This window comes from Phreatobacter aquaticus, from assembly GCF_005160265.1.
Lineage (GTDB): Bacteria > Pseudomonadota > Alphaproteobacteria > Rhizobiales > Phreatobacteraceae > Phreatobacter > Phreatobacter aquaticus.
Map to the genome: position 1 here is coordinate 863,345 of NZ_CP039865.1, position 23,983 is coordinate 887,327.

A 23,983-nucleotide genomic window follows, 5' to 3' on the forward strand; every position below is an offset into this window, starting at 1 on the left:
CCTCCGCATTTCCACTTCGCGCCGTGACAGCGCCAATCAGATTTCGCGCCGCGTGAACGCCCCCGTCAGATCCAGCCCTGGAGCTCGCGCTCGACGACGGTCTGGATGACATTCATCCCCAGTTCGCTGTCATTGAGGCAGGGGATGTAGGTGAACTTCTCGCCGCCATTACCCTCGAAGATGTGCCGGTTTTCGCCGTCAAGCTCCTCGAGTGTCTCCAGGCAATCCGCCGAGAAGGCCGGGGCGAGGATCGCCATCCGCTTGACGCCCCTTTTCGCCAGGGCCTCCACCGTCTCGTCGGTATAGGGCTTCAGCCATTCGTCAGGCCCAAAGCGCGACTGGAACGTCATCATCAGCCTGTCTGGGGCAAGGCCGAGTTCTTCGCGCAGCAGCCGCGCGGTCTTGGCGCATTGGCAATGATAGGGGTCGCCGGCCATCAGATAGGACTTCGGCATGCCGTGGAACGAGGCGAGGATGACCTCCGGCTCGAAATCAAGCTTGGAGAGGTGATCGCGCACCGACTGGGCGAGCGCCTGAATATAGGCCGGCTCGTCGTGGTAGGACGGCGCCACCCGGATGGTCGGTTGCCAGCGCATCGTCATCAGCGCGCGAAACAGATGGTCGTTCGCCGTCGCCGTGGTCGCCGCTGCATATTGCGGATAGAGCGAGAAAGCGAGAATGCGGTCGCAGCCCTGGGCCATCAGCCGCTCGACCGCCGGCTTGATCGCCGGATTGCCGTAACGCATCGCCCAATCGACGACGATGTCGCTGCTGAGGGCGCCAAGCCGTTCCGCCAGCTTGGTGGCCTGATTGCGGGTGATGGTCTTCAGGAAACTCTCATTGAGCTCCTTGTTCCAGATCGTCTCGTAGTCCTTGCCCTTCTTCTGCGGCCTGGTCTGCAGGATGATCAGGTTAAGGATCGGCCACCAGATGGCCCGCGACGTCTCGATCACGCGACGGTCCGACAGGAATTCCTTCAGGTAGCGGCGCATGGACCAGTAGTCGGTCGCGTCCGGCGTGCCCAGGTTCATGATCAGCACGCCGATCTTGCCCGTCTTCACGGGAACATGGCCGGCAGGGAGTTTCATTTCGCGCATGGACATCTCGATCGAGGAGGCGGCGTTCTGACCGGCTTGATACGCTGGAACGGCCGATTGCGGAAGGCGATACGCTACGCGCGGCGGGCCGGATCGCAGCGCCGCCCGCGTAAGGACGAAACATCCGGCGCGATACCTTGCCACATGCTCGACACGCCGCCGCCCCATGCTGACCAGCCAATTCCGATTGAGCCATGGCGCACCCGCGCCTAGGCTTGCGCCTGGAGAACCGCCATGCCGTCCTTCGCCATCAGCGACATCGCCCTTGTCGCGCTTGCGCTCTTCGCCCTCGTGACTGTGTTCAAGGGCGTCAAGACGGTGCCGCAGGGCTATCAGTGGACGGTTGAGCGCTTCGGTCGCTATGTCCGCACGCTCAAGCCCGGCCTGTCCTTCATCATCCCCTATCTCGATCGCGTCGGGCACAAGGTGAACGTGATGGAGCAGGTTCTGGACGTGCCCAGCCAGGAGGTCATCACCAAGGACAATGCCAAGGTGACGGTCGACGGCATCGCCTTCTACCAGTCCCTTGATCCGGCCAAGACCAGCTACGAGATCACCAATCTCAATCTTGCCCTGCTCAATCTCGCCATGACCAACATCCGCACCGTGATGGGCTCCATGGACCTCGACGCGCTGCTGTCGCATCGCGACGAGATCAATGAGCGCCTGCTGCGGGTCGTCGATCAGGCCGCGTCCCCGTGGGGGGTCAAGGTCAACCGGATCGAGATCAAGGACATCGTGCCTCCAGCCGATCTTGTGGCGGCCATGGGCCGGCAGATGAAGGCCGAGCGCGAGAAGCGCGCCGTGATCCTGGAGGCCGAGGGCCAGCGCCAATCGGAGATCCTGCGGGCGGAAGGGCAGAAGCAATCGCAGATTCTTGAGGCTGAAGGCCGCAAGGAAGCAGCCTTCCGGGATGCCGAGGCCCGCGAGCGCCAGGCGGCAGCCGAAGCCAAGGCGACCGAAGTGCTGTCAGCGGCAATCGCCGGCGGCAATGCCCTGTCGGTCAATTATTTCGTTGCCGAAAAGTACCTGAAGGCCCTCGAAGCGCTGGCACAGTCGCCCAACCAGAAGGTTCTGATGCTGCCCATGGAGACCACCCAGATCCTGGGATCTCTCGCCGGCATCGGGGAGATTGCCAAGGCTGCATTCGGCGCGGATACCACTGTTCTACGCCCGCCGAGCCGAGGCGGCAGCGTGCCATCGGCCGGCAGCTGATCGGGAGGCTGTGATGATTCTCGACGGTATCACCCATATGGGTGCATGGGGCTGGATCGCACTCGCAGCAGTGCTGGTCATCGCTGAAATGCTGGCCGGCGGCTATTTTCTGCTCTGGCTCGGCTCGGCGGCGGTTGCCACGGGGTTGATCTTCCTGGCCTGGCCTGCCGCCGGCTGGCAGGCTCAGATCAGCGTCTTTGCGGTCCTCTCCCTCGCCAGCGTCGCGGCCTGGTTTTCTTTTGCCCGCAACACCAAGCCCACCAGCAGCGACCAGCCTGATCTCAACGAGCGCCTGAGTTCCCTGGTCGGCCGGGAGTTCCTCCTCGAGGAACCGATCCAGGCCGGGCGGGGACGCGTGCGCATCGCGGATTCCGTCTGGTCGGTGGCCGGGCCGGACTGCGCGTCAGGCACCCGCGTCACGGTCAGAGCCGTGGACGGCGCCACCCTTGTGGTGACGCCGGCCTGACGACACTCAGGCCTTCGGCGGCCAGGGCGTCTCGTCAACCGGCGTCAGCGGTCCCTTGCCATCGGCCCACGAGACCAGATTGTCGACGACGAGCTGCGCCATGGCGCGCCGCGTATAGACCGAGGCCGAGCCGACATGGGGAAACAGCACGACGTGGTCCATGGCGATGAGCTCGGCCGGGACCCGCGGCTCGTCCTCGAACACGTCGAGACCGGCGGAGCGGATTGTCTTTGAGGCCAGTGCTTCGATCAGCGCCTGCTCGTCGACGACCGAGCCGCGGCCGACATTGATCAGGATGCCATCGGGACCCAGGGCCTCCAGAACCTCCTTGTTGACGATCTTGTTGGTAGCAGCGCCACCCGGTGCGACGATCAACAGCACATTGACGTCAGCGGCCATGCCCTTGAGCGTCGGATAGTAGCGGTAGGCGACGTCCTTCTGTTCGTTGCGGCCGTGATAGACCACCGGCACACCAAAGGCTTCCAACCGCTTGGCGATTGCCTTGCCGATCCGTCCGAGACCGAGAATGCCGACCTTTCGATCGCGCAGCGTGGCGGTGAGCGGATAGGGCTTCTCGAGCCACTTGCCGGCACGCAGATAACGGTCCGTCTGGGGGAATTCGCGCACCGTGCAGAGCAACAGGCCGAGCGCGGTATCGGCGACCTCCTCGTTGAGGACATCGGGCGTGTTGGTGACCACGATCCCGTGCTGACCGGCCCAGGCCGCATCGACGGCGTCGTAGCCGACACCGAAGCTGCCGACCATCTTGAGGTTGGGGAAGCGGCTCATGAGGGCCGCATCGGTCACGGCATGATTGCCTGTGGCAATGGCAACGATCGACTGGGTCAGCCCGTTCAGCAAGGCCTCCTTGTCGGCGGCCTCCCACAGCTTGTGCACCGTGAAGCGCTTGGCGAGGCCTTCCTGGACCAATGGCATCATCGGACCGGTCATCAGAAGATCGGGCTTGCTCATCACTCTGCTCCCTTGACCGCTTGGCGCCATTTCCAGCCCAGGGTCAGATTTTAAACGATTGAACTTGAGGTGCCGGGCGCGTGATCACACTTGATTTCAAAAATCCGCATGCCACACTGGCGCCTGACAGGCAGGCACCCGCCACGTCCGTTCTCACGGGATCGGATCAGAGAGCTCAGGTCAAGGGCTTCGCGCGGAGGTTGGGGTTGCAATGCCCCGGGAGGAAATGAAATGGCATCCGTCGATATCCGCGACGTCCGCAAGGCGTTCGGCGCTACCCCCATCATTCATGGCGTATCGGTTCCGATTCACGACGGCGAGTTCGTCGTGCTGGTCGGCCCCTCCGGCTGCGGCAAGTCGACACTCCTGCGGATGATCGCGGGCCTCGAGAACATCACCGGCGGCGAGATCGCCATCGGCGACCGCGTGGTCAACAATGTCCCGCCGAAAGAGCGCGACATCGCCATGGTTTTCCAGAATTACGCGCTCTATCCGCACATGACGGTTGCCGACAATATGGGCTTCTCTCTGAAGCTGCGGAACGCTCCGGCAAGCGAGATCGACACCAAGGTGAAGCGCGCGGCCGAGATCTTGAACCTCGGCGCCCTGCTTGATCGCTATCCCCGCCAATTGTCCGGTGGCCAGCGCCAGCGCGTCGCCATGGGCCGCGCGATCGTCCGCGACCCGCAGGTGTTCCTGTTCGATGAGCCCTTGTCGAACCTCGACGCCAAGCTGCGGGTCGCCATGCGCACCGAGATCAAGGAACTGCATCAGCGGCTGAAGACCACCACGGTCTACGTCACCCACGACCAGATCGAGGCCATGACCATGGGCGACAAGATCGTCGTCATGCACGATGGCATCGTCGAGCAGATGGGTGCGCCGCTCGACCTCTATGACAATCCGCGCAACATGTTCGTGGCCGGTTTCATCGGCTCGCCGGCGATGAATTTCCTGAAAGGCCGCATCCAGGGCACCTCGTTCCAGCTCGAAGGCGGCGGGACGCTGCCGATCGGCAAGCTGCCGGCGGGCGTTCAGGACCAGCCGGCCGTCTACGGCATCCGCCCCGAGCACTTCACGCTCGACAATGAGGGCGGCACAGAAGCCGAAATCGTTGTTGTCGAGCCGACTGGCGCTGAAATTCAGGTCGTCGCCCGTATCGGCAACCAGGATATCATCGCGGTGTTCCGCGAACGTCACGACTTCAAGCCGGGCGACAAGGTCAAGCTCGGTACCGACCGGCGCGTGACGCATCTGTTCGACGCAGAGTCTGGCCAGAACCTGGCCCAGCACTGAGGTTTCGACGCCCCAAACAATGACGCGGGATCAACCCGCTTCGTCCAACGATCCGACCAGACCCGCAAAGACGGGTCCCGGAAATTCTCAAGGGAGGAATGAATGACCAATCTGACACGACGCACGCTTGTGCAGGGTGCTGCAGCCGCAGGCGCCCTGACCGGCACCGGCATGACCGACTGGGCCAAGGCCTGGGCTCAGGCCTCACCGTTCAAGCCGGAAGCCAACGCCCAGCTGTCGCTTCTGCGCTGGCGCCGTTTCGTCGAAGCCGAAGACGCCCAGTTCAACAAGATGATCGCTGCCTTCACCCAGGCGACTGGCGTCAAGGTGAACATCACCAGTGAGAGCTTCGACGATCTTCAGCCGAAGGCGTCGGTGGCCGCCAATACCGGCGCTGGTCCGGACATCTTCTGGGGCCTTTATTCGCTGCCCCATCTGTTCCCGCAGAAGTGCGTCGACGTCAGCGATGTCGCCGACTATCTCGGGAAGAAGTATGGCGGCTGGGTTCCGCTCGCCGAAGCCTATGGCAAGCTCGGCACCAAGTGGATCTCGATCCCCGTCGCCGTCAACGGCGGCTACATCAATTACCGCACGTCCTCAATCAAGGCTGCTGGCTTCTCGGAAGTTCCCAAGGATACCGCGGGCTTCCTCGAACTCTGCAAGGCTCTGAAGGCCAAGGGCACGCCCGCCGGCTTCCCGCTCGGCCGCGCCTCGGGCGATGGCAACGCCTATGCCCATTGGCTCCTCTGGTCGCATGGTGCCTACCAGGTCGACGACAAGGAGAAGATCACCATCAACTCCCCGGAGACGGTCGCGGCGCTGCGCTATGCCAAGCAGCTCTACGAAACGTTCATTCCCGGCACCGCTGCCTGGAACGATGCCAGCAACAACCGCGGCTTCCTGTCGGGCGAGCTTCACCTTACCGCCAACGGCATCTCGATCTATGCCGCCGCGAAAATCTCGGCGGATGCCAAGCAGCGTGAAATCGCCGCCGATATGGACCACTCGTTCTGGCCGCAGGGACCGGTTGGCAAGCCGGCCGAGATCCAGCTCGCCTTCCCCATGCTGGCGATGAACTACAGCCGCTATCCCAATGCCTGCAAGGCCCTCATGGCCTTCGTGCTGGAAGCGGAACAGTTCAATCCCTGGCTCGAGGCGGCGGGTGGCTATCTCACCCACATGCTCAACGCCTACGACAACAACCCGGTCTGGACCGCGGATCCGAAGAACGCGGTGTTCCGCGAATCGGCCAAGCGCAGCCTGGTTGCCGGCGCCCGCGGACCACTGAACGAGAAGGCGGCAACTGCGATGGCCGACTTCATCGTCGTCGATCTGTTCGCCAACTTCTGCACGGGCAAGGAAACCGAGGCCGGCGCGATCGCACTCGCCGAGCGGCAGTTGCGGCGCATCTACCGCTAGTGCCGGATCGCGGCCCCAGGGCCGCGTCTCCCCTCGTTCATCTCCGAGAGAGGCGGCTGTGTCGGCCGCCTCTCCCACCTCATGCCGGAGCAAGACATGGCCGATGCCGCAGTCGCCAACCCGAGACCCAGAGCGCCGATGCGCGAGGTCACGGCGTGGGATCAATTGAAGCGGAACCGCAACTGGCTAGGTTTCTGGTTCATGGTCCCGGCCATTGCCTTCCTGGTGCTCTTCCTGGTCTATCCGCTGGCCAAGGGCATCTGGATCAGCTTCACCGATGCCAAGATCGGTCGGGGTGGCACCTTCATCGGGCTTGAGAACTATGAGTGGCTGGTTGGCGATACGGATTTCATCCGGGCGCTGGTCTTCACCATCGTCTTCACCGTGGTCGCTTCGGCCATCAAGTTTGCGATCGGGCTCTATCTGGCCCTGCTGCTCAACAACAATCTGCCCTTCAAGGCGTTGATCCGGTCGATCGTCCTGATCCCGTTCATCGTGCCGACGGTCCTGTCGGCTGTCGCCTTCTGGTGGATCTTCGATACCCAGTTCTCGGTCATCACCTGGGGCCTGGTGAAACTTGGATTCCTGCCCAAGGGCGGCGTCATCAACTGGCTCGGCGACCCGTTCCTGGCGCAGTGTTCAGTGATCTTCGCCAATATCTGGCGCGGCATTCCCTTTGTTGCCATCACCTTGCTGGCGGGCCTGCAGACCGTGTCTCCCTCGCTTTACGAGGCCGCGACGCTCGACGGCGCCACCAAATGGCAGATCTTCCGCCACATCACCTATCCGCTGCTCACCCCGATCATTGCGGTGGTCATGACTTTCTCGGTGCTGTTCACCTTCACCGATTTCCAGCTGATCTGGGCGATGACCCGCGGCGGCCCGGTCAATGCCACCCAGCTGATGGCGACGCTCTCATATCAGCGCGGCATTCTCGGCGGCAATCTCGGCGAGGGCGCCGCCATCGCCACCGCCATGATCCCCTTCCTTCTGGCCACCATCATGCTGTCCTGGTTCGGCTTGCAACGTCGCAAGTGGCAGGCCGGCGAAAACACCGATTGAGCGGGAGGACCTGACATGACAGCCACGACCGCCGACCTGAACGCCGCCAAGCCGCAGTCCGGATCCGACGCATCCGAGGGCATGAGCTATCTGGAGAACCTGCCGCGCAAGGTGGTCACGGTCTATGTGCCGCTGATCATCATCATGATCGTGCTGCTGTTTCCGTTCTACTGGATGGTCATCACGTCGATCAAACCGGATGCCCAGCTGCTTGACCTGCAGAACAGCAACCCGCTCTGGGTGACCGAACCGACGCTCCGCCACGTCCACAAGCTCCTGTTCGATTCCAACTATCCGACCTGGCTCTGGAACACGATGCTGGTGGCGGTCTGCGCCACCTTCCTGTCGATCTTCGCCTCAGTGCTGGCCGCCTATGCGATCGTGCGCATCCGCTACAAGGGCGCGGCCACCGTTGGCGGGCTGATCTTCCTGGCCTATCTCGTGCCGCCCTCGATCCTGTTCATCCCGCTGTCGACCATCATCTACGCCTATGGCCTGTTCGACACGCCCTTCGCGCTGATCCTCACCTATCCGACCATCCTGATCCCGTTCTGCACCTGGCTCTTGATGGGCTATTTCAAGACCATTCCCTATGAGCTGGAGGAATGCGCGCTGGTCGATGGCGCGAGCCGCTGGCAGATCCTGGTCAAGATCATCCTGCCGCTCGCGGTACCCGGCCTGATCTCGGCCTTCATCTTCGCCTTCACGCTCTGCTGGAACGAGTTCGTCTATGCGCTGACCTTCATCTCGTCGAACCACAACAAGACGGTGCCGGTGGCGATCATCTCCGAATTCGTCGACGGCGACGTGTTCCGCTGGGGTTCGCTGATGGCAGGCGCGCTGGTCGGCTCGCTGCCGCTGGTCATCCTTTACGCCTTCTTCGTCGAGCACTATGTCTCGGCCATGACCGGCGCCGTGAAGGAGTAAGCCTCCCGTGTCCACCATCGCATTCGCAGGCCTCGGCGCCATGGGCCGTCCCATGGCGGCCAATCTCATCAAGGCCGGCCATGCGGTCCGGGGGATCGACGTCAATCCGGCGGCCCTCGACTGGCTGAAAAGCCAGGGCGGAACGGCTCCGGGCAATGCCCGCGAGGCTGCTGCAGGCGCTGACGTCCTGGTGCTGATGGTGGTCAATGCCGACCAGGCGGAAGCCGTGCTGTTCGAGGCGGGCGGCCTTGATGCGCTCGCCCCCAATGCCTTGGTCATCCTGTGCGCGACCTGCGCGCCGGCGCGTGCCATCGCCATGGCGGCGAAGGTCGAAGCCACCCAGCGCCGCTTCGTCGATGCACCGGTCTCCGGTGGCGTGGTGGGCGCGGAAGCGGGCTCACTGACCATCATGGCGGGCGCGCCGAAGACGATCTACGACACCGCCGAACCTGTCCTGCAGGCCATGGGCTCGCGACTGTTCCATGTCGGCGAGAAGGCCGGCGATGGCGCCATGGTCAAGACGATCAACCAATTGCTCTGCGGTGTGCACATTGCCGCCGCTGCAGAGGCGCTGGCCCTCGGCGAGCGCGCCGGGCTGGATCCATCCCTCCTGTTGGAAATCTACGGCTCCAGCGCCGCCGGCAGCTGGATGCTGAACAACCGCGGTCCACGCATGCTGATGGACGACCCGCCGGTGACATCGGCGGTCGACATCTTCGTCAAGGATCTCGGCATCGTCCTCGACGCGGGCCATTCGACCCGCGCGCCGCTGTTCCTGGCGGCGGCGGCTCACCAGCTGTTCCTGGCAGCCTCCGGCATGGGCCTCGGCAAGGCCGACGATGCTCTCGTCATCGAAGCCTACCGGGCCATGGGCCCCCGCAAGGACTGACGCCCGGCGGTTCAGCCGGGGTCGCGGCTACTCGGCGTCAGCCTCCTCGTCATCGTCGGCCGAACCGTCCTGCGGACCAAAGGCCATTTCGACCCGGCGCAGAAGCTTGCGCAGCCGCCGGACATCCTTCGGGTCGAAATCGGCAAGCATTTCATCCTCGGCGGCAAACCAGAGGTCGTCGATTGACGACGCCTTCTCCCGCCCGGCCTCCGTCAGCGCCACCATCACCAGCCGACCGTCACCACTGCCGATCGCCAGGCGGCGCTCGACAAGCCCTTGGGCCGCAAGCCGCCCAACAGTCTTCGACGCTGTCGGCGGGCGGACCCGAAGAGCCTGAGCCAGATCGCCCATGGTCATGCTGTCCGAATCGGCGAGGCTCTTCAGCACCTGCTCCTGGCCGGGATAGAGGCCAAGCGTCGCAAGTTTTCGTGCCACCGCAATGCGATGCAGCCGCGCCGCATGCTGCAGGTGAGCGCCAACAGTCTTCCTGTACGGCTCGCGTCCCTGACGCTCGCCATCCCTTACGCGGTTCATACGTCCCCCCTCGGACCGGCCGCCTTCGGCAAAGAGAAACGCATGCCAAAAATCGGAAAGCCACCAACCTGCCGGTCGGTAAACAGCTTCCGATGCGCCCGTGACAATAGGTCAGGAGTGTTGCCCGGCGTCAAAGATTTGCCAAGCGGGTCCTTACATTTTCTACGAATGATTTCCGGGTAACCGGCGTTGAGCGATTCATATCATAGTGAGCCAGATAAATGATCGGCGAGGTTGTCCGAGTAATCACTCTCAATGAGCGCTTGCAAAACTTCCGAGGCGGATCACCAAGCAGGAAAGCCTTGAGCCGCGTGGCTCCGTAGGTGGTCACGACCGCGACCTTCTTGATGTTTGTCAGATTGCCCCTGGTCTTTCCTTCGACCATCTCGAACGACACACCCGGGAGGAAAACCCGATCGAAGTAGCCCTTCAGCATGGCAGGCATGCCGAAATTCCATACCGGAAACACCAGCACCAGCGCGTCGGCGGCACGCAGCCGCTGAACATGCACTGCCACCGGCGCTGTGTTGTCACCGATGCGGTGATAGCCAACGCGCTCGCTGCGCGACATGACGGGATCAAACCCCTCGGCATAGAGATCGCAATCGTCGACCTCGTGGCCGGCATCGGCCAGCGACTGAACGACCTCGCGATGCAGGGCTGCGCCATAGCTGTCCGGGTCAGGGTGGCAATAGAGGACCAGGACCCTCATTGTCCGTCAGGGCCTTTCTCGGACAGGCTCTTGAACAGGAACGTCTTGCCCGACGTGTAGTCATAGGAGGGATCCTCCCACGCGATCATCTTGCCGGGATTGAGCAAACCCTTCGGATCAGCTTCCCGCTTGAAGGCAAGCTGCACCTCATCCGTCTGCTTCATGCCGCCCTCTTCGAGCGTGTAGCGGTGCGGATTGAAGATCGGGGCGCCCATCTCCTCATGAATGCGGATGATCTCCTCCAGCCGCTCCTCCGTGGTGAACCGCACCATGGGCAGGCCGAAACAGGTGACCTTTCCGTCGAACCGCACGAACTCGAGATGGCCGATCACCTCGTCGCCGAACTGCTCGGAGAGCTTGGCGGCAAGCGCCACCTGGTTCGGAAAGGGATAGAGGACCTGGAGGTAGGTGATCGCCGGATCGATGCGCAGTGCCCGCAGCGTCGTATGGTTCCAGGTCAGTTCAAAGCCTGGCGGCAGCTTCCGACCATCCTCCGGCACGACATCATCGGAGCGGAACATCAGCTCCGCCCCGGCCCGGCGGGCGAAGGCAAGCGTCGCATCGACAGCGAAATCGGCGATCATCGCAATCACCACATGCTTGTCGCGGGCGAGATAGTCCTGATGCCTGAGGAAATAGCTGTGCGCGGCCGGCGCCGCGATCACCGACAGATTCTTCTTGGCGATGCCATCCTGCTCGCCGAGATCGTTGGCGAAGGCGGCGGCGGCCTGGAAACCGTCGAAGCCGAAGATGAGATCGACCCAGCCATAAGCCGGCCCCAGCGGCATCTCGACTTCGGTGATCACCCCGTTCGTGCCATAGGCATGGGCCACCTTGTGCAGGTCTTCGCCCGCGAGTTCCAGCACCCGCGGATTGGCCTCCATCGTCACCACCTTCAGGCGGATGATGTTGCCAAAATCGCGCAAGCCGCCCCAGGCGATCGAGCCGATGCCGCCGGAACCACCCGCGACGAACCCGCCAATGGAAGCGGTGGCATAGGTTGAGGGGTGCAAGCGCACTTCCTGGCCTTGCGCACGGGCGAGCTTGTCGATCTCCGCGATGACCGTGCCAGCCTCCGCCACGAAGCGCCCAGGCAGGATCGCGGTCACCTTGTTGAGCCCCGACAGATCGAGAACAACGCCGCCGGACAAGGGCATGGCCTGTCCGTAATTGCCGGTGCCTGTTCCTCTCGGCGTCACGGGAATGCCAAGCTCGAAGGCCGCCTGGAGCGTACGGATGACCTCCGCCTCGCTCGTCGGCGAGACGATGAGATCGCCGACAACATGGTCGAGCTGGCGCTTGAGCGTCGGCGAGTACCAGTAGAAGTCCCGGCTCTTCTGCTGCACCAGGGCCGGGTTGTCCTCGACCTTGATTCCGCCGAGACGTCCCTTCAGGCCAGCAATGTCATAGTCGGTCATCAGCCTCGGCTCCACAGCATGTCGAGTTCGCGATAGTCGGGCAAAGTCGTGTCGATGGCATGGCCGGCGCGCAGGACAGTGCGGTCCGACTGCGGGCGGGACAGGAGTTCGGTCCACGTCCGCCCGCGGAAAAGCACAAGATCGGCAGGCGCCCCCACCGCGATCACGCCGCGTCCCGCAAATCCGCGGGCCTGCGCCGGCGTCCTGGTCACTGCCTGCGGCCAGTCGCCTACGGGATGATCGAAATGCAGGATGCGGGTCGCTTCCCGATAGACCTCAAGCGCGTCCAGGTCGCCATAGGCGTAGAAGGGGTCGCGGGTATTGTCGGACGACACCATCACCGGAATGCCGCGTGCCTGCATCTCATGGAGCAGGGTGACGCCCCGCCGACGCGGCGTGCGGCCGGCCGTTCGGTCCTGCAGATACATGTTGCACATGGGTAGCGAGACGACCGCGAGGCCGGCCCTTGCCACGACGTCGAGCGTCCGCTCCACCTCGTCAGGCTCCTGCATCGACAGCGAGCAGCAATGGCCAACCACGATGCGGCCACGCTGCTTCCAGTCCCAGCCGTTCGCAATGGCTGCCTCGGCAATCAGTCGCAGCGACTGCGCCGCCGGATCCAGCGTCTCGTCGACGTGAAAATCGAGCGGCAACCCATTGTCCAGCGCACAGGCGAAAAGTCCGGCGAGACCCGCGGCCAGATTGGGGCTCATGTAGGTGACTGACCCAAGCCCGCCACCAAAGCGCTTCAGCGTGGCGGCGAGGCCCGCGAGATAGCCGGGCTCGACGGAGAAATCGATGCTCGACAATGCAGAGGCCTGCAGATCGATGCGGCCCGACCATTCCTCCCGCATCTCTGCGAAGACCGGCCAGGAGATCGGGTACTGATCCGGCGTCGAATCGATATGGGTCCGGATGGCAGCCGTGCCATGTGCGAAAGCCGAGCGGAGCGAGAACCGCATCCGCGTGCGCACATCCTCCGACGACCAATGCGCGAGCCGGTCCGCGGTAACCGTTTGGAGCGCCCCCGGAAAGGAACCGTCCGGATTGGCCGCCCGCGGCCAGATATGCCCCTTGTCGAGATGCGTATGCGCCTCGACAAAACACGGGAACACCATCCCGCGATCCAGATCGATGGCCCGTCCAGCGCCCGTTCCCGCCACGCTGATCGCCGCAATGCGACCAGCTTCGATCACGATATCCGCCAAGACCAGACCATCCGCATCAGCGGAAAGGTGAAGGCCTTCGACAAGCGTGGCAGGCAGCGTGACATTGGTCAGGCGGTATGTGCCGCTCGTCGGGACAGAGGCAAAGCCGGTATTCATGCGAGACTCCAGGACGTCGCGTCGCAAGGGATTGAACCGCCCGCAACGGGCTGGCGCGACCGTCGAAATAGATCACGACCCGCCCGGGTCGTGCCACAACGAACGGCCTGCGCCTGGCTCCGTTTCACGCATTTCACGGGTCCAGGAAAAAAGATCGATGGAGGCCATTGCAATCCGACACGTCCTTTGGCATAGAACCGCCCTCTCGAATGCTTCGGCGGCCGAGGGCTCCAGGATGCGGGAGTAGCTCAGGGGTAGAGCACAACCTTGCCAAGGTTGGGGTCGAGGGTTCGAATCCCTTCTCCCGCTCCAATATTTTCAGCCAGCCATTCCGGCTATCCGCTGTTCGAGGCGTGCGATGACCTTCGGTTCCGTGAAATCGCTGATGCGTGTCATCGACACCGATTTCCTCAAGGTCGACGGCGCGTCCGAGACGGCGCGTTTCTTCGTTTCCGCCGATCGCAAGATCGAGATCGCACCGCGCGGCGTCACCGTCACCCGCCGCATCTCCAAGCCGCGCTCGCGCCTGCGCCGCTTCGTCCGGATCTCTTGATCCGGATCGGGTCCGATGGGTGCAAGCGTCATCCGCGCCGCAACCCCGGCCGACATTCCAGCCATCACCGCCATCTACGGCCCCAACGTCCTGAACGGGCGCGCGTCGTTCGAGTACGAGGCTCCCGACGAGCCCGAAATGGCCAAGCGGCAGGCTTCGATCCTCTCTGGCGGCTATCCCTACATCGTCTCCGAGCGTGATGGCGTGATCGAGGGCTATGCCTATGCGAGCGCCTATCGCACCCGTCCGGGCTATCGCTTCGCCTGCGAGAACTCGGTCTACGTCTCGCCGGACGCGCAAGGGCGCGCCGTCGGCAAGGCGCTGCTGAACCGGCTGATCGATCTCACGACTGAAGCCGGATACCGCCAGATGATCGCGGTCATCGGAAATCTCGGCAACCACGGTTCGATCGCGCTGCACCGCGCCTGCGGCTTCACCGTGGTGGGCGTGCTGCCCTCCATCGGCTGGAAACTCGACACCTGGGTCGATTGCGTGCTCATGCAGCGCCCGCTCGGCCAGGGCGATAGGACGAAACCGGTCTGAGCGGGCCTGACGAACCGTTCTATCAATCAGAGGCGAGAACAGCGGCGGCCATGGCCTCGCCGCTATCGAAGGCCGCCTCGACCCTCGGGCCAAGACACCAGTCGCCGCAGGCGCCGATCTGCGCTTCGGAATCCCAGAGGCACGGAACGCCCGCAGCCTGCTCCACCAGCGCATAGCGCCAGCGGTGCGCGGCTGAATAGGTCGGCTCGGCCGGAATGCCCGTCAGCGCGCGGAGATGGGCCAGAAGGGCTGCCGCCGCGTCCGCAGGCGCCATCTCAAGATGGGCCCGCGACCAATCGGGCGAGGCGTGCACGACGAGAGTCTCGGGCGCTGGCGATCGACCTGGCTTGCTGGAATTGCGCGCGATCCAGGAGATCGGTCCATCCGTGAAGCGTCGGTAGGGAGCATCCAGCACAGGCTCGGCAAATGCCAGCATCAGGGCCCAGCAGGGTGCATAGGTCGCCTTGTCCACGCCATGCAGCCGAACGCCGGCAGACGCCAGCAAAGGAACAGCCTGCGGCGACGGGACAGCGAGGATGACGGCGGAGAATGAACCGTTGGCGTCCATGTCGACGGGGCCGTCGGCCGTGCGGACCGACCAGCCGCCCGGCTGACGCTCCAGCCCGGTGACCTGAACGCCGGTCATCAGCGTGCTGTGACCAACCATCGTGCGGGCCGGCGCCGTCATGCCCGGCGTTCCGACAAAGGCACCATCGAACCATTCGCCGGTCTGGCCTGCCCCCTGCCACTCGGCAACAAGTGCGCGGAAGGCATCGCCTCGTGCCGTGAAATACTGGGCACCATGGTCGAATTGCAGCGACTCCAGGCGCCGTGTGGCCATGCGCCCGCCAACGCCCCGGCTCTTGTCAAACAACGTGATGCTGTAGCCCGCGGCGCCCAGCCTGCGGGCCGCAGCCAGCCCCGCCATGCCGGCACCGATGATGGCGATGGATCGTGTCATGGTGTGGTGTTCCGCATCTCATGCCGCGCACATTCGCGGCCTTCAGGGCCATCTGGCGGACCTAGGCGTTCGATATTCACGCGAATGCGGCAAGGCCCAGGATAACGGCAACGGCAGCCGACAAGGCCAGCCGCAATCTGCCGTACCATTCCGGCGCCACGGTCCTGCACGCAAGGCCATAGTCGAGGAGGCCAAGGGCGACGAAGGCGACAGCCATGACCCAGAGATCATGCCGCGGAGACAGAAGCGCCGCCCACCAGCCGACCAGCGCAGGCACGACCGAGATCACGAGATCGCGGACCACCAACTTGCTGTCGGAATAGCCCATGGCGATGCCCCAGCGCACACCACCGAGAAAGGACAGGATGGCGACCGCGTAGATGATCAGGGCGCGGCGCAACTCCGATCCCGCGCCGATGAGCGGCAGCGGAAAACTCAGCATGAGCGCCGAGGCACAGGCCAGGAAGGGCACGAGCCCGGCGACGCCAAGCACCAGGGCGACAGTCGGAATCTTCTCGGGATTGGTCATGATTGGCTCGCGGGATCGGTCAGGCAGGACAGATCATCCGATGGGCAGCAACAATGATCCACTGTCTCCTACGTGCCCGAATGCAGATCGGACCAGATCCGCAGCATGGATCCGATGAGGCCCGGGAGATGTGTCAGGTCCGGATGGCAGCGAGCATCGCACACCACGTCTCGTGAGAGCCGGGAATGGGCCTCAATCGCGCGCGATACCGGGAGTGCCGATGGCCAGCAGCTCGTCCTGCACAGCGCGGGTCAACTCCGCATGGCGCGCGGCTGCATCGCCATCCCTCGCATTGGGAAGGAGCAGTTCAACCCCGAGGCTTGCGAGATTGCCCTCCACAAGAGATAGCACGCGATAGGCACTCGGTTGGCTCTGCCGGGCGGCTTCCATCGTGATGGGGTCGAGGAGCACGGTTGCCACGACCTCATCGGCGGGCAAGCAGACCAACGGCATATCCTCTGCAGCAATCGCGACGCTGGAAGCGGCGAGACAAAGCGCGGCCAGTACGCCACGCAGCACGGGGCGTGTCATGGGACGATCCTGATCAGATGAGGGGTGCAGTCGCGAACGTTTTGAACGTCCGGTCATGAAACGGCGTGCAGGCCGTAAAGTTCCAAATCTGGACTGCCCAATCGTTAACCATGTTCTATCGGCGCCGAGGACAGAGGCCCTCGACCATCAACAAGGTTCAGTGCAAAGCGCGACTGCCCACTGGGGCGAACCCAATCATCCGATACTGACGAGCAGCGTGTTGCGCCAATCGATCAGGCCTCGACCGGCCGCATACGCTTCCAGATGCCGGCCGCGGTGAGGACGGTCCGCCCGCCGCTCTTCAGTTCGCCCCTCACGAAGACCAGCGACTTGGTGACGCGGGTTACCGCCGCCTCGACCTCGATCAGTTCGCCCGCCTGGGCTCCATCGACGAAGTCGCAGTTGAGCGTCACAGTCACGGCCGGTCCGCCGTCGATCGCCTTCTGCACGGTGAGGCCGAGCGTCTGGTCGGCGATGGTCATCAGGACGCCGCCATGGGTGATGCCTCGGCCATTGCGATGCTCGGGGCCAACGCGGAAGGCGAAGCCGCCGCCGTCGAGCCTTCGAAAGAGCGGACCCAGGCTCTGGCCGAAATTGCCGTCGAGCACCGGGCTCGCTTCATAGCCCTCAGGAATTGCGCTGCTCATGCCGAAGCCCTGTCCTGCCTGTCGGTGCCACCTGGAGCACGTCCGTCCGACCCGTTCGATCAGCCGGTTCGTCCTCCGGCAGCGACCACGCTGTCAAGCATGCCGATCAGGCAGCGCGCCCAGTCGCCACACCTCATTGCCGCCTTGCCGCAGCGTCGATTGACAATGAACCGCCCCCGACTAAGCGTTGTTTGAAGCGCTTCGAAGGAATGAGGGCGCAAGGGAGTGCACATATGACCAAGGGACTGCGCAAGGGCCTGACGAGCTACGGCGATGCCGGCTTCTCGCTGTTCCTCCGGAAAGCCTTCATCAAGGCCGCCGGCTATTCCGACGATGCTCTCGACCGTCCGATCGTCGGCATCACCAATACCGGCAGTGACTACAACCCCTGCCATGGCAATGCGCCCCAATTGATTGAAGCAGTGAAGCGCGGCGTCATGCTCGCTGGCGGCATGCCCATGGTTTTCCCGACCATTTCGATTGCCGAGAGCTTCGCCCACCCGACCTCGATGTTCCTGCGCAATCTGATGGCCATGGACACCGAGGAAATGGTCCGCGCCCAGCCAATGGATGCGGTCGTGATCATCGGCGGCTGCGACAAGACCCTGCCGGCACAGATCATGGCGGCGGCGAGCGTCGACCTGCCGACCATCGTGGTTCCAGTCGGCCCCATGGTGGTCGGTCATCACAAGGGCGAGGTGCTGGGCGCCTGCACCGATTGCCGCAGACTCTGGGGCATGCACCGTGCCGGCGAGATCGACGAGGAGGAGATCGAGGTGGTCAATGGCCGTCTCGCACCCTCGGTCGGCACCTGCATGGTGATGGGAACGGCCTCCACCATGGCCTGCATCACCGAGGCGCTCGGCCTGTCCCTGCCGATGTCGGCGTCGATTCCAGCGCCACATGCCGAACGCATCCGCTCGGCCGAAGCGAGCGGCCGGCGCGCCGCCCAGCTCGCTGTCTCTGGTGGACCCAAGCCCAGCGAATTGCTCACCCCGGCGGCCTTCCGTAACGCGGCCGTGGTCATGCAGGCGATCGGTGGCTCGACCAATGGCATTATCCACCTCTCGGCCATCGCCAACCGCACGCCCCACGGCTTCGACCTGAAGATGTTCGACGAGATCGGCCGCGACGTGCCGGTCCTCGTCGACCTCAAGCCGTCGGGCGCCCATTACATGGAGCATTTCCACCATGCCGGCGGCGTGCCGAAGCTCCTGAAGCAGCTGGGCTCCCTCATCGACGGCTCGGCCATGACCGTTGCCGGCCAGACGCTGGCCGAGATCGCAGCAGGCGCGGAGGACGTGCCCGGTCAGGACGTGATCCGGCCGCGCGACAATCCCATCAAGTCGGAAGGCTCGATGGCGGTTCTGTCGGGCAATCTCGCGCCCCGCGGGGCGATCATCAAGCACGCCGCGGCGAGCGCCAAGCTGATGCAGCACACCGGCCGCGCCGTGGTGTTCGAGAGTGTCGAGGACATGACCAACCGGATCGATGATCCCGATCTCGACGTCACCGCCGACGACGTGCTGGTGCTGCGCAATGCCGGGCCCAAGGGCGCGCCGGGCATGCCCGAGGCGGGCTATTTGCCAATCCCGAAGAAGCTCGGCCGCCAGGGCGTCAAGGACATGGTGCGCATATCGGACGCCCGCATGTCCGGCACCGCCTTCGGCACCATCGTTCTGCACATCACACCAGAATCGGCGGCGGGCGGGCCGCTGGCGCTGGTGCGCTCCGGCGACCAGATCACGCTTGACGTCAAGGCGCGCCGTATTGACCTCCTGGTCGACGATGCCGAGCTGGAGACCCGCCGCCAGGCACTGGGAACGGCCTATGAGGTCGAGCGCCCAAGCCGTGGCTATGCCCGCCTATTCCACGATTCCGTGCTGCAGGCCGATGAGGGCTGCGACTTCGATTTCCTGGTCGAGAAGAAGACGTGATGGCGGATTTCGAGACATTCGACCTCGGCCCCCTGGTCCTGCAGCGCGGCCTGACGCTGCCGAAGGCGCATCTGGCCTACAAGACCTACGGCACGCTCAACGCCGACAAGTCGAATGTCATCCTCTATCCGACCTCCTATGGCGCCCACCACTCCGACATCGACTGGCTGATCGGCCGCGACGGCATCCTTGACCCCGACCGCTGGTTCATCGTCATCCCGAACCAGCTCGGCAATGGCCTCTCGACATCGCCGAGCAACCTCGCCGAACCCTACGGCCTCGGCCGGATTCCGGTCTTCACCAACTGGGACAATGTGCAGGCGCAGGAGCGCCTGCTCCGCGAGGTCTTCGGTGTAACCCGTCTCGCCCTTGTCTATGGCTGGTCCATGGGCGGCCAGCAGGCCCTGCATTGGGGCGCGCTCCATCCCGACAAGGTTGCGGCGATCTGTGCCGTCTGCACTTCGGCGCGCACAAGCCCGCACAATCGCGTCTTCCTCGAAGGGATCCGCGCCGTTCTGACCTCTGCGGAAGGATATCGCGACGGCCGGTTCACGCAGCGGCCGGTGGCGGCCCTCAGGGCTTTCGGACGCGTCTATGCCGGCTGGGCCATGAGCCAGGCTTTCTATCGCGAGAAGCTCTGGGCCGGCATTGGCTTTTCGAGCCTTGAGGATTATCTGGTTCGCGGCTGGGAGGGCAATTTCCTGCGCCGCCAGCCCGAAGACCTGATCTCGATGATCGACACCTGGATCCAGTCGGACATTGCCGACAACGCGACCTACCAGAGCGATCTGGCCAAGGCGCTCGGCGCCATCACGGCCCGCTCGATCATCATGCCGTCAACGACCGACCTCTACTTCACGGTGGCCGACAGCGAGATAGAAACCGCGCAGATGCCGAATGCCGAGCTTCGTCCAATCCCCTCGATCTGGGGCCATCGGGCCGGCAATCCGATCCAGTCGGCCGAAGACCAGGCCATGCTGCGTGGGGCTGTCCGGGATCTGCTCGGGCGCTGACCTTACTGCACGACCTTGAGTGGCTTCTCGAGCACGGCCAGCACGCGCGGCAGTTCATGCCCGCGCTTCAGCACCAGGCCGGCAGCATTGACCACCGAATAGGCGCCCTGCTTGTCCTTCAGCTTGGGACAGACCTCGATGCGGTAGAGCGGCATCTCGGAGGCGCGCCGGAACACGGCGAATACGGCCTTGTCCTTCAGGAACTCGATCGCGTAGTCGCGCCATTCGCCGGCGGCCACCATGCGGCCATAGAGCCGGAGAATGACCTCGAGGTCGCGGCGATCGAAGGCGGTCCGCTGGGGGGGAGCACCGGCGTTCAGGGGAACGACGGCGCCCGACGAACTGGGCTCGATATCCGACATTGCACTCCTTCCATCGCTCACGCCGAAGCGTCACGGGCCGGTCATGATCGACCCGCGCGCCGCTCTTGGCAAGATGCGACGGATGGGACTCAGATCGCCTTCGAGGTCCGCTCGAACAGCTCCAGCGTCTTGTAGCGCCCCTTCGGCGCCAGCAATCCCTCTTCCACCAGCTGGTCGTGCACCCGCTTGGCGATGTCATAGGCATAGGAGCCGGTGTAGAAGGCGATGGTGCCGCCGGTGCGGGTCTGGCCAGCCATCAGCTTCGTCATCGCATAGTCGGTCAGGCCGCCATAGGCGTCGTTCGCCTCGGTGCGGAACTCGCCGACATGGAACAGCGTGACAATGTCGAACACCGGCAGAAGCCGCGCGTCGAGCTGGTAGATGTCGCCGAAATAGGCCTTGTAGCCCCAGCCGAGCTCCGGGTTCTCGGTGATCATCGTCTCATAGGTACGGATCTCGCCGGGCGATGCCGTGATGCCGAGAATGGCATTCTTCCGGTCCTTCTCGACATTGTGCAGGCCAAGCAGATGGTGCCCGCCGGTGCCGAAATGGAAGATCGCCTTGCCCGAGACCGCGTTGTCATCGAGCCAGTCGCAGAAATGGACATCGCAAGGGCATTCCTTGACGCGCAGATCCCAAAAATGATCCCAGATATGCAATGACATGGACGTTCTGCTCCGCTTCTGGCCGACCCCGGCCGCTTTCTATTGAGTTTCCGATACCCGGCGCAGGGCGACGGACGAGAGGCTCGCGCCGTTGGCTCCCCTGGCCAGAACGAGCTTGCGATCATGCAGTGTTTCGAGCGACGGGCGCAGGCCGACGCTGATCAGCGTTGCACCATGGAGCGCGGCGATCAGTCTCTCCAGCATCTCCACCTCGGCCGCCTCGTCGAGTGCCGTTGTCGCGCTGTCGAGAATGACGAGGTCAGGCTGCTGGACCAGAAGGCGGGCAAGGGCGAGGCGCTGGCGTTCGCCGTTCGACAGCAATTGGTCCCAGTGATCGACATCGCCGAGCCTGTCAGCCAGATAGCCAAGGCCCGCCTTGACCAGCGCCTCGGTCAGGATCGGATCATCGACGGCAGCGGACTGGGCCGGGTACAACAGCGCCGCCCTCAGGGAGCCGGCGGGCAGATAGGCCCTTTCCGGGACGAAGGCGATCGACGCGCCTTCGGGCAAGGCGATGATGCCTGTTCCCCAGGGCCACAAGCCGGCCAACGCCCGCACCAGCGTCGACTTGCCCGTCCCGCTCTCGCCCGAGATCATGACCTTCTCGCCGGGCTCGATCCGCGCATCCGCGCGATCGATCAGCACCCGTCCGGATCGATCGGCGATCGTCAGTTCGTCGAAGCGAACCGCACCGGAACTCGAAGGCGCCAGAATGATGCCGCCCGCGTGTCGGGCCTCCAGGTCGCTATCGACATTGTCGATCGCCCGGGTCAATTCGGTCACGCGCAGGATCGAGGCATAGCACTGGGCTATGGCGCGGTAATTGTCGACCAGCCAGGCAATCGCCAGCTGAACCTGAATGAAGGCACCCGCAAGCTGCGTGACCTGGCCAAGCGTGAAATCGCCGGCAAGGTATTTCGGCGCGGCGAGCAGCAGCGGCAGCACCGGCACGAACACCGAACTGCCGTTCATCAGCCAGGTGATCTGGCCATTGCGGCGCACGACCCTCAGCGCGCGCGCCACGAGCTCGGCATAGGTGACGCTGAGTGCACGCCGCTCGTCGTCCTCGCCGCGGATCAGCGCCACGCTCTCGCTATTTTCGCGCAGGCGCGTCAGCTCGAAGCGGAGCTTCGCCTCCGCCTCGTTGCGCCGCGCCATCTCGTTGGGCAGCAGCCGGCCGATCCACAGCATGAGCAGCGACGCACTGACCCCGTAGACGATTGCGGCCAGTACCATGTAGCCGGGGAGGGTGAGGGTTGTCTCGCCCACATGAACCGTTAGCGCTCCGCCGACGAACCACAGGACGCCGACAAAGGTCAGCGCGGAGACGAGCGACAGGACGAGCCCGATGGCGAAGTCGACGATCGGCTCGGTCGCCATGCGCGTGTCGTCGGCAATGCGATATTCGGGATTGGCCGGCTCCGTATGATCAAGCCGCATCCGATAGTAACGCTGCTGGCCAATCCAGCGATCGAGCAACCGGCCGATCAGCCATTCGCGCCAGCGGACCTGCAGCGTCTCTCGGGCAAGCACGATGCACACGCCGACCGCTGCGGCGCAGACGACAAGACCACCAAAGTGAAGAACCTCCCACGACGCGGTCGTTGCATCGGAGGCCTCAAGCGCATCGAAGAACCGGCGGTTCCAGGCATTGACGAGGAAATTGACGGCAACGCTGATAATCAGCAAGCACACCAACGCTGCAGTCAGGAACCAAGCGCGCCTTGCCGTAGCGCCATGCCACCAGCCGCGGGCGAGCCTGAAGAAATCGAGGACAACCTTCCTGTCCAAACCGGAAACTGCCGGGCCCGGGTCGAAGGTGGAAGGAACCATTGAACGCAAAATCCACAGGCCAGCAAAGCGCAACTGGGCCCACGATGAGACATCTGCGCAGTTTACGCAATTCTCCTGAGGCTTTTCGTCGCGGAGCGACTTTTCAGCCCACCCCCAGGACCCGCAGCCAGATCACCGAGCCCAACACCGAGAGCAGTGTCGAAATGGCAACGCTGGTCGACGCAATCCCCACGCCTTCACCATAGCGGGCAGCAAATAGATAGGCGTTGATCCCGGCCGGCATGGCGGCAAACAGCACCACGGTGCCGGTCCAGGCCGGCGGCAGCGCGAAGATGGGGCCGGCGATCACATAGGCGATGGCCGGGTGGACGAACAGCCGAAGAACGCTGACCATCAGGGCGACCGGAACGTCGGCCTTTACGCCATAGGCCTTCAAGGATAGCCCGAGCGTCACCAGCGACAACGGGACCGTGGTCGCGGCCAGCATATCAACCGCTGTGCCGATGGGACCGCTGGGGCGATAGCCGACGAGTTGAGCGAGAACGCCTGCGGCGATGCCGAGCAGAAGCGGATGCGAGGCCAGTCCAAAGGCCAGCTTCCGCGCTATGCCGCTGCCGCTTGAGGAGCGGCTGCCTTCCAGCATCAGGGTCGCAGCTGTCATGGTAATGGGCAGATTGATCGCCAGCAGCATGGCGATCGGGAAGGCCGCGTCGTCTCCATAGGCCTTGAGGATGATCGGGATGCCGATCATCACCGTATTGGCCTGTCCGGCCGAGAGCCCGGCAATCACCGTCTCGCCGCGGCTCCGCCCAAACAGAAAGGCCGCGCCCGCCATCGCGGCGATCCAGACCACCACCATCCCGGCATAATAGGCAATCCAATAGCCCCATGAGATCGCCGTCGGGAAGGTCGCCGCGGTCACCAGCTTGAACAGCAGCGCTGGCGCGCCAATGACGAACAGGTAGCCTGTCAGTCCCTCATTCGCGCGATCGTTCAACAGGCCCGTCAGCGCCGCCAGATAGCCGAGCGCGATCAGGCCGAAGACCGGCAGGACGAGGAGCGTGAGATCAAGCATGGCGATGGAAAGCCTGCGGGGAATGAATCGGCATAAACGAT

The 23,983-nt window shown here is 64.0% G+C and carries 25 protein-coding genes and 1 tRNA gene; 12 read left to right on the forward strand and 14 right to left on the reverse strand.

All coding sequences use genetic code 11. The features are described 5' to 3' along the window. Positions 1-65: 65 nt before the first annotated feature. Positions 66-1,097: a ferrochelatase gene (hemH, locus tag E8L99_RS03960; protein ID WP_449301088.1), complete on the reverse strand. Its 1,032-nt coding sequence runs from the start codon at positions 1,095-1,097 to the stop codon at positions 66-68. Between the two features lie 234 nt (positions 1,098-1,331). Here hemH and E8L99_RS03965 point away from each other — a divergent pair, with 234 nt between their 5' ends. Together E8L99_RS03965 and E8L99_RS03970 are read left to right on the forward strand one after the other, a co-directional pair. Further along, entirely contained in the window at positions 1,332-2,312 is a 981-nt protein-coding gene (locus E8L99_RS03965; RefSeq protein ID WP_137098325.1) for an SPFH domain-containing protein, read from the forward strand. Between the two features lie 13 nt (positions 2,313-2,325). Next, entirely contained in the window at positions 2,326-2,778 is a 453-nt protein-coding gene (locus E8L99_RS03970) for an NfeD family protein (RefSeq protein WP_137098326.1), read from the forward strand. A gap of 6 nt (positions 2,779-2,784) precedes the next feature. Here E8L99_RS03970 and E8L99_RS03975 read toward each other — a convergent pair whose 3' ends face one another. Further along, positions 2,785-3,750 carry a 2-hydroxyacid dehydrogenase gene (locus E8L99_RS03975; protein WP_137098327.1) on the reverse strand — a complete coding sequence of 322 codons (966 nt, stop codon included), beginning with the start codon at positions 3,748-3,750 and terminating at the stop codon, positions 2,785-2,787. Between the two features lie 231 nt (positions 3,751-3,981). Between E8L99_RS03975 and E8L99_RS03980 the strand changes: the two genes are divergently transcribed. From E8L99_RS03980 to E8L99_RS04000, 5 genes are all read left to right on the forward strand, one after another. Continuing rightward, positions 3,982-5,046 carry an ABC transporter ATP-binding protein gene (locus E8L99_RS03980; RefSeq protein WP_137098328.1) on the forward strand — a complete coding sequence of 355 codons (1,065 nt, stop codon included), beginning with the start codon at positions 3,982-3,984 and terminating at the stop codon, positions 5,044-5,046. Positions 5,047-5,148: 102 nt separating this feature from the next. Then, positions 5,149-6,465 carry an ABC transporter substrate-binding protein gene (locus E8L99_RS03985; RefSeq protein ID WP_137098329.1) on the forward strand — a complete coding sequence of 439 codons (1,317 nt, stop codon included), beginning with the start codon at positions 5,149-5,151 and terminating at the stop codon, positions 6,463-6,465. Between the two features lie 96 nt (positions 6,466-6,561). Further along, the gene (locus E8L99_RS03990; RefSeq protein WP_137098330.1) at positions 6,562-7,527 is read left to right on the forward strand and encodes a carbohydrate ABC transporter permease; all 966 of its coding nucleotides are present in this window, start codon (positions 6,562-6,564) and stop codon (positions 7,525-7,527) included. A gap of 15 nt (positions 7,528-7,542) precedes the next feature. After that, a complete protein-coding gene (locus E8L99_RS03995; RefSeq protein ID WP_137098331.1) occupies positions 7,543-8,454 on the forward strand; it encodes a carbohydrate ABC transporter permease in 912 nt (303 codons plus the stop codon). Positions 8,455-8,461: 7 nt separating this feature from the next. Continuing rightward, positions 8,462-9,343, forward strand: coding sequence for an NAD(P)-dependent oxidoreductase (locus E8L99_RS04000; RefSeq protein ID WP_137098332.1), 882 nt, complete (start codon positions 8,462-8,464; stop codon positions 9,341-9,343). A 27-nt stretch (positions 9,344-9,370) separates the two neighbouring features. Here E8L99_RS04000 and E8L99_RS04005 read toward each other — a convergent pair whose 3' ends face one another. The 4 genes from E8L99_RS04005 to E8L99_RS04020 form a co-directional block, all read right to left on the reverse strand. Beyond that, the gene (locus E8L99_RS04005) at positions 9,371-9,877 is read right to left on the reverse strand and encodes a MarR family winged helix-turn-helix transcriptional regulator (protein ID WP_137098333.1); all 507 of its coding nucleotides are present in this window, start codon (positions 9,875-9,877) and stop codon (positions 9,371-9,373) included. A 130-nt stretch (positions 9,878-10,007) separates the two neighbouring features. After that, complete coding sequence (locus tag E8L99_RS04010; RefSeq protein WP_137098334.1) at positions 10,008-10,589, reverse strand: NAD(P)H-dependent oxidoreductase; 582 nt, start codon at positions 10,587-10,589, stop codon at positions 10,008-10,010. Beyond that, complete coding sequence (locus E8L99_RS04015) at positions 10,586-12,007, reverse strand: FAD-binding oxidoreductase (protein WP_137098335.1); 1,422 nt, start codon at positions 12,005-12,007, stop codon at positions 10,586-10,588. The genes E8L99_RS04010 and E8L99_RS04015 overlap by 4 nt, the downstream gene beginning before the upstream one ends. Next, positions 12,007-13,332 (reverse strand): cytosine deaminase, encoded by a 1,326-nt coding sequence (locus tag E8L99_RS04020; RefSeq protein WP_137098336.1) that lies wholly within the window; start codon positions 13,330-13,332, stop codon positions 12,007-12,009. The genes E8L99_RS04015 and E8L99_RS04020 overlap by 1 nt, the downstream gene beginning before the upstream one ends. A gap of 237 nt (positions 13,333-13,569) precedes the next feature. Here E8L99_RS04020 and E8L99_RS04025 point away from each other — a divergent pair. The 3 genes from E8L99_RS04025 to E8L99_RS04035 all read left to right on the forward strand — a co-directional run bounded on the left by E8L99_RS04025 (position 13,570) and on the right by E8L99_RS04035 (position 14,428). After that, positions 13,570-13,644 (forward strand) — tRNA-Gly (locus E8L99_RS04025). A 46-nt stretch (positions 13,645-13,690) separates the two neighbouring features. Next, complete coding sequence (locus E8L99_RS04030; protein WP_137098337.1) at positions 13,691-13,885, forward strand: hypothetical protein; 195 nt, start codon at positions 13,691-13,693, stop codon at positions 13,883-13,885. A 15-nt stretch (positions 13,886-13,900) separates the two neighbouring features. Beyond that, a complete protein-coding gene (locus E8L99_RS04035; RefSeq protein WP_137098338.1) occupies positions 13,901-14,428 on the forward strand; it encodes a GNAT family N-acetyltransferase in 528 nt (175 codons plus the stop codon). A gap of 22 nt (positions 14,429-14,450) precedes the next feature. Here the strand turns inward: E8L99_RS04035 and E8L99_RS04040 are convergent, their stop codons facing one another. The 4 genes from E8L99_RS04040 to E8L99_RS04055 all read right to left on the reverse strand — a co-directional run bounded on the left by E8L99_RS04040 (position 14,451) and on the right by E8L99_RS04055 (position 17,096). Continuing rightward, complete coding sequence (locus E8L99_RS04040; RefSeq protein WP_137098339.1) at positions 14,451-15,389, reverse strand: NAD(P)/FAD-dependent oxidoreductase; 939 nt, start codon at positions 15,387-15,389, stop codon at positions 14,451-14,453. Between the two features lie 76 nt (positions 15,390-15,465). Next, a complete protein-coding gene (locus E8L99_RS04045) occupies positions 15,466-15,918 on the reverse strand; it encodes a DUF3429 domain-containing protein (RefSeq protein WP_137098340.1) in 453 nt (150 codons plus the stop codon). 192 nt (positions 15,919-16,110) lie between these two features. Then, positions 16,111-16,449: a hypothetical protein gene (locus E8L99_RS04050; RefSeq protein ID WP_137098341.1), complete on the reverse strand. Its 339-nt coding sequence runs from the start codon at positions 16,447-16,449 to the stop codon at positions 16,111-16,113. A 233-nt stretch (positions 16,450-16,682) separates the two neighbouring features. Further along, a complete protein-coding gene (locus E8L99_RS04055) occupies positions 16,683-17,096 on the reverse strand; it encodes a PaaI family thioesterase (protein ID WP_137098342.1) in 414 nt (137 codons plus the stop codon). A gap of 233 nt (positions 17,097-17,329) precedes the next feature. Between E8L99_RS04055 and E8L99_RS04060 the strand changes: the two genes are divergently transcribed. After that, positions 17,330-19,033, forward strand: a complete 1,704-nt coding sequence (locus E8L99_RS04060; protein ID WP_137098343.1) for an IlvD/Edd family dehydratase — start codon at positions 17,330-17,332, stop codon at positions 19,031-19,033. Next, positions 19,033-20,046 (forward strand): alpha/beta fold hydrolase, encoded by a 1,014-nt coding sequence (locus E8L99_RS04065; protein WP_137098344.1) that lies wholly within the window; start codon positions 19,033-19,035, stop codon positions 20,044-20,046. Before E8L99_RS04060 ends, E8L99_RS04065 begins: the two co-directional genes overlap by 1 nt. A 2-nt stretch (positions 20,047-20,048) precedes the next feature. Here the strand turns inward: E8L99_RS04065 and E8L99_RS04070 are convergent, their stop codons facing one another. The 4 genes from E8L99_RS04070 to E8L99_RS04085 form a co-directional block, all read right to left on the reverse strand. Continuing rightward, positions 20,049-20,408, reverse strand: coding sequence for a DUF2794 domain-containing protein (locus E8L99_RS04070; RefSeq protein ID WP_137098345.1), 360 nt, complete (start codon positions 20,406-20,408; stop codon positions 20,049-20,051). Between the two features lie 89 nt (positions 20,409-20,497). Next, complete coding sequence (locus E8L99_RS04075; protein WP_137098346.1) at positions 20,498-21,073, reverse strand: hypothetical protein; 576 nt, start codon at positions 21,071-21,073, stop codon at positions 20,498-20,500. Between the two features lie 39 nt (positions 21,074-21,112). Beyond that, positions 21,113-22,906 (reverse strand): ABC transporter ATP-binding protein/permease, encoded by a 1,794-nt coding sequence (locus tag E8L99_RS04080; RefSeq protein ID WP_137098347.1) that lies wholly within the window; start codon positions 22,904-22,906, stop codon positions 21,113-21,115. A gap of 103 nt (positions 22,907-23,009) precedes the next feature. Further along, positions 23,010-23,942, reverse strand: a complete 933-nt coding sequence (locus E8L99_RS04085; protein ID WP_137098348.1) for an AEC family transporter — start codon at positions 23,940-23,942, stop codon at positions 23,010-23,012. Positions 23,943-23,983: the final 41 nt, after the last annotated feature.

Excerpts from the sequence above, each read along its gene's own strand:
- hemH (WP_449301088.1), bottom strand. The coding sequence starts at position 1,097 with ATGCGCGAAATGAAACTCCCTGCCGGCCATGTTCCCGTGAAGACGGGC.
- E8L99_RS03965 (WP_137098325.1), top strand. The coding sequence starts at position 1,332 with ATGCCGTCCTTCGCCATCAGCGACATCGCCCTTGTCGCGCTTGCGCTC.
- E8L99_RS03970 (WP_137098326.1), top strand. The coding sequence starts at position 2,326 with ATGATTCTCGACGGTATCACCCATATGGGTGCATGGGGCTGGATCGCA.
- E8L99_RS03975 (WP_137098327.1), bottom strand. The coding sequence starts at position 3,750 with ATGAGCAAGCCCGATCTTCTGATGACCGGTCCGATGATGCCATTGGTC.
- E8L99_RS03980 (WP_137098328.1), top strand. The coding sequence starts at position 3,982 with ATGGCATCCGTCGATATCCGCGACGTCCGCAAGGCGTTCGGCGCTACC.
- E8L99_RS03985 (WP_137098329.1), top strand. The coding sequence starts at position 5,149 with ATGACCAATCTGACACGACGCACGCTTGTGCAGGGTGCTGCAGCCGCA.
- E8L99_RS03990 (WP_137098330.1), top strand. The coding sequence starts at position 6,562 with ATGGCCGATGCCGCAGTCGCCAACCCGAGACCCAGAGCGCCGATGCGC.
- E8L99_RS03995 (WP_137098331.1), top strand. The coding sequence starts at position 7,543 with ATGACAGCCACGACCGCCGACCTGAACGCCGCCAAGCCGCAGTCCGGA.
- E8L99_RS04005 (WP_137098333.1), bottom strand. The coding sequence starts at position 9,877 with ATGAACCGCGTAAGGGATGGCGAGCGTCAGGGACGCGAGCCGTACAGG.
- E8L99_RS04010 (WP_137098334.1), bottom strand. The coding sequence starts at position 10,589 with ATGAGGGTCCTGGTCCTCTATTGCCACCCTGACCCGGACAGCTATGGC.
- E8L99_RS04015 (WP_137098335.1), bottom strand. The coding sequence starts at position 12,007 with ATGACCGACTATGACATTGCTGGCCTGAAGGGACGTCTCGGCGGAATC.
- E8L99_RS04020 (WP_137098336.1), bottom strand. The coding sequence starts at position 13,332 with ATGAATACCGGCTTTGCCTCTGTCCCGACGAGCGGCACATACCGCCTG.
- E8L99_RS04030 (WP_137098337.1), top strand. The coding sequence starts at position 13,691 with ATGACCTTCGGTTCCGTGAAATCGCTGATGCGTGTCATCGACACCGAT.
- E8L99_RS04035 (WP_137098338.1), top strand. The coding sequence starts at position 13,901 with ATGGGTGCAAGCGTCATCCGCGCCGCAACCCCGGCCGACATTCCAGCC.
- E8L99_RS04040 (WP_137098339.1), bottom strand. The coding sequence starts at position 15,389 with ATGACACGATCCATCGCCATCATCGGTGCCGGCATGGCGGGGCTGGCT.
- E8L99_RS04045 (WP_137098340.1), bottom strand. The coding sequence starts at position 15,918 with ATGACCAATCCCGAGAAGATTCCGACTGTCGCCCTGGTGCTTGGCGTC.
- E8L99_RS04050 (WP_137098341.1), bottom strand. The coding sequence starts at position 16,449 with ATGACACGCCCCGTGCTGCGTGGCGTACTGGCCGCGCTTTGTCTCGCC.
- E8L99_RS04055 (WP_137098342.1), bottom strand. The coding sequence starts at position 17,096 with ATGAGCAGCGCAATTCCTGAGGGCTATGAAGCGAGCCCGGTGCTCGAC.
- E8L99_RS04060 (WP_137098343.1), top strand. The coding sequence starts at position 17,330 with ATGACCAAGGGACTGCGCAAGGGCCTGACGAGCTACGGCGATGCCGGC.
- E8L99_RS04065 (WP_137098344.1), top strand. The coding sequence starts at position 19,033 with ATGGCGGATTTCGAGACATTCGACCTCGGCCCCCTGGTCCTGCAGCGC.
- E8L99_RS04070 (WP_137098345.1), bottom strand. The coding sequence starts at position 20,408 with ATGTCGGATATCGAGCCCAGTTCGTCGGGCGCCGTCGTTCCCCTGAAC.
- E8L99_RS04075 (WP_137098346.1), bottom strand. The coding sequence starts at position 21,073 with ATGTCATTGCATATCTGGGATCATTTTTGGGATCTGCGCGTCAAGGAA.
- E8L99_RS04080 (WP_137098347.1), bottom strand. The coding sequence starts at position 22,906 with ATGGTTCCTTCCACCTTCGACCCGGGCCCGGCAGTTTCCGGTTTGGAC.
- E8L99_RS04085 (WP_137098348.1), bottom strand. The coding sequence starts at position 23,942 with ATGCTTGATCTCACGCTCCTCGTCCTGCCGGTCTTCGGCCTGATCGCG.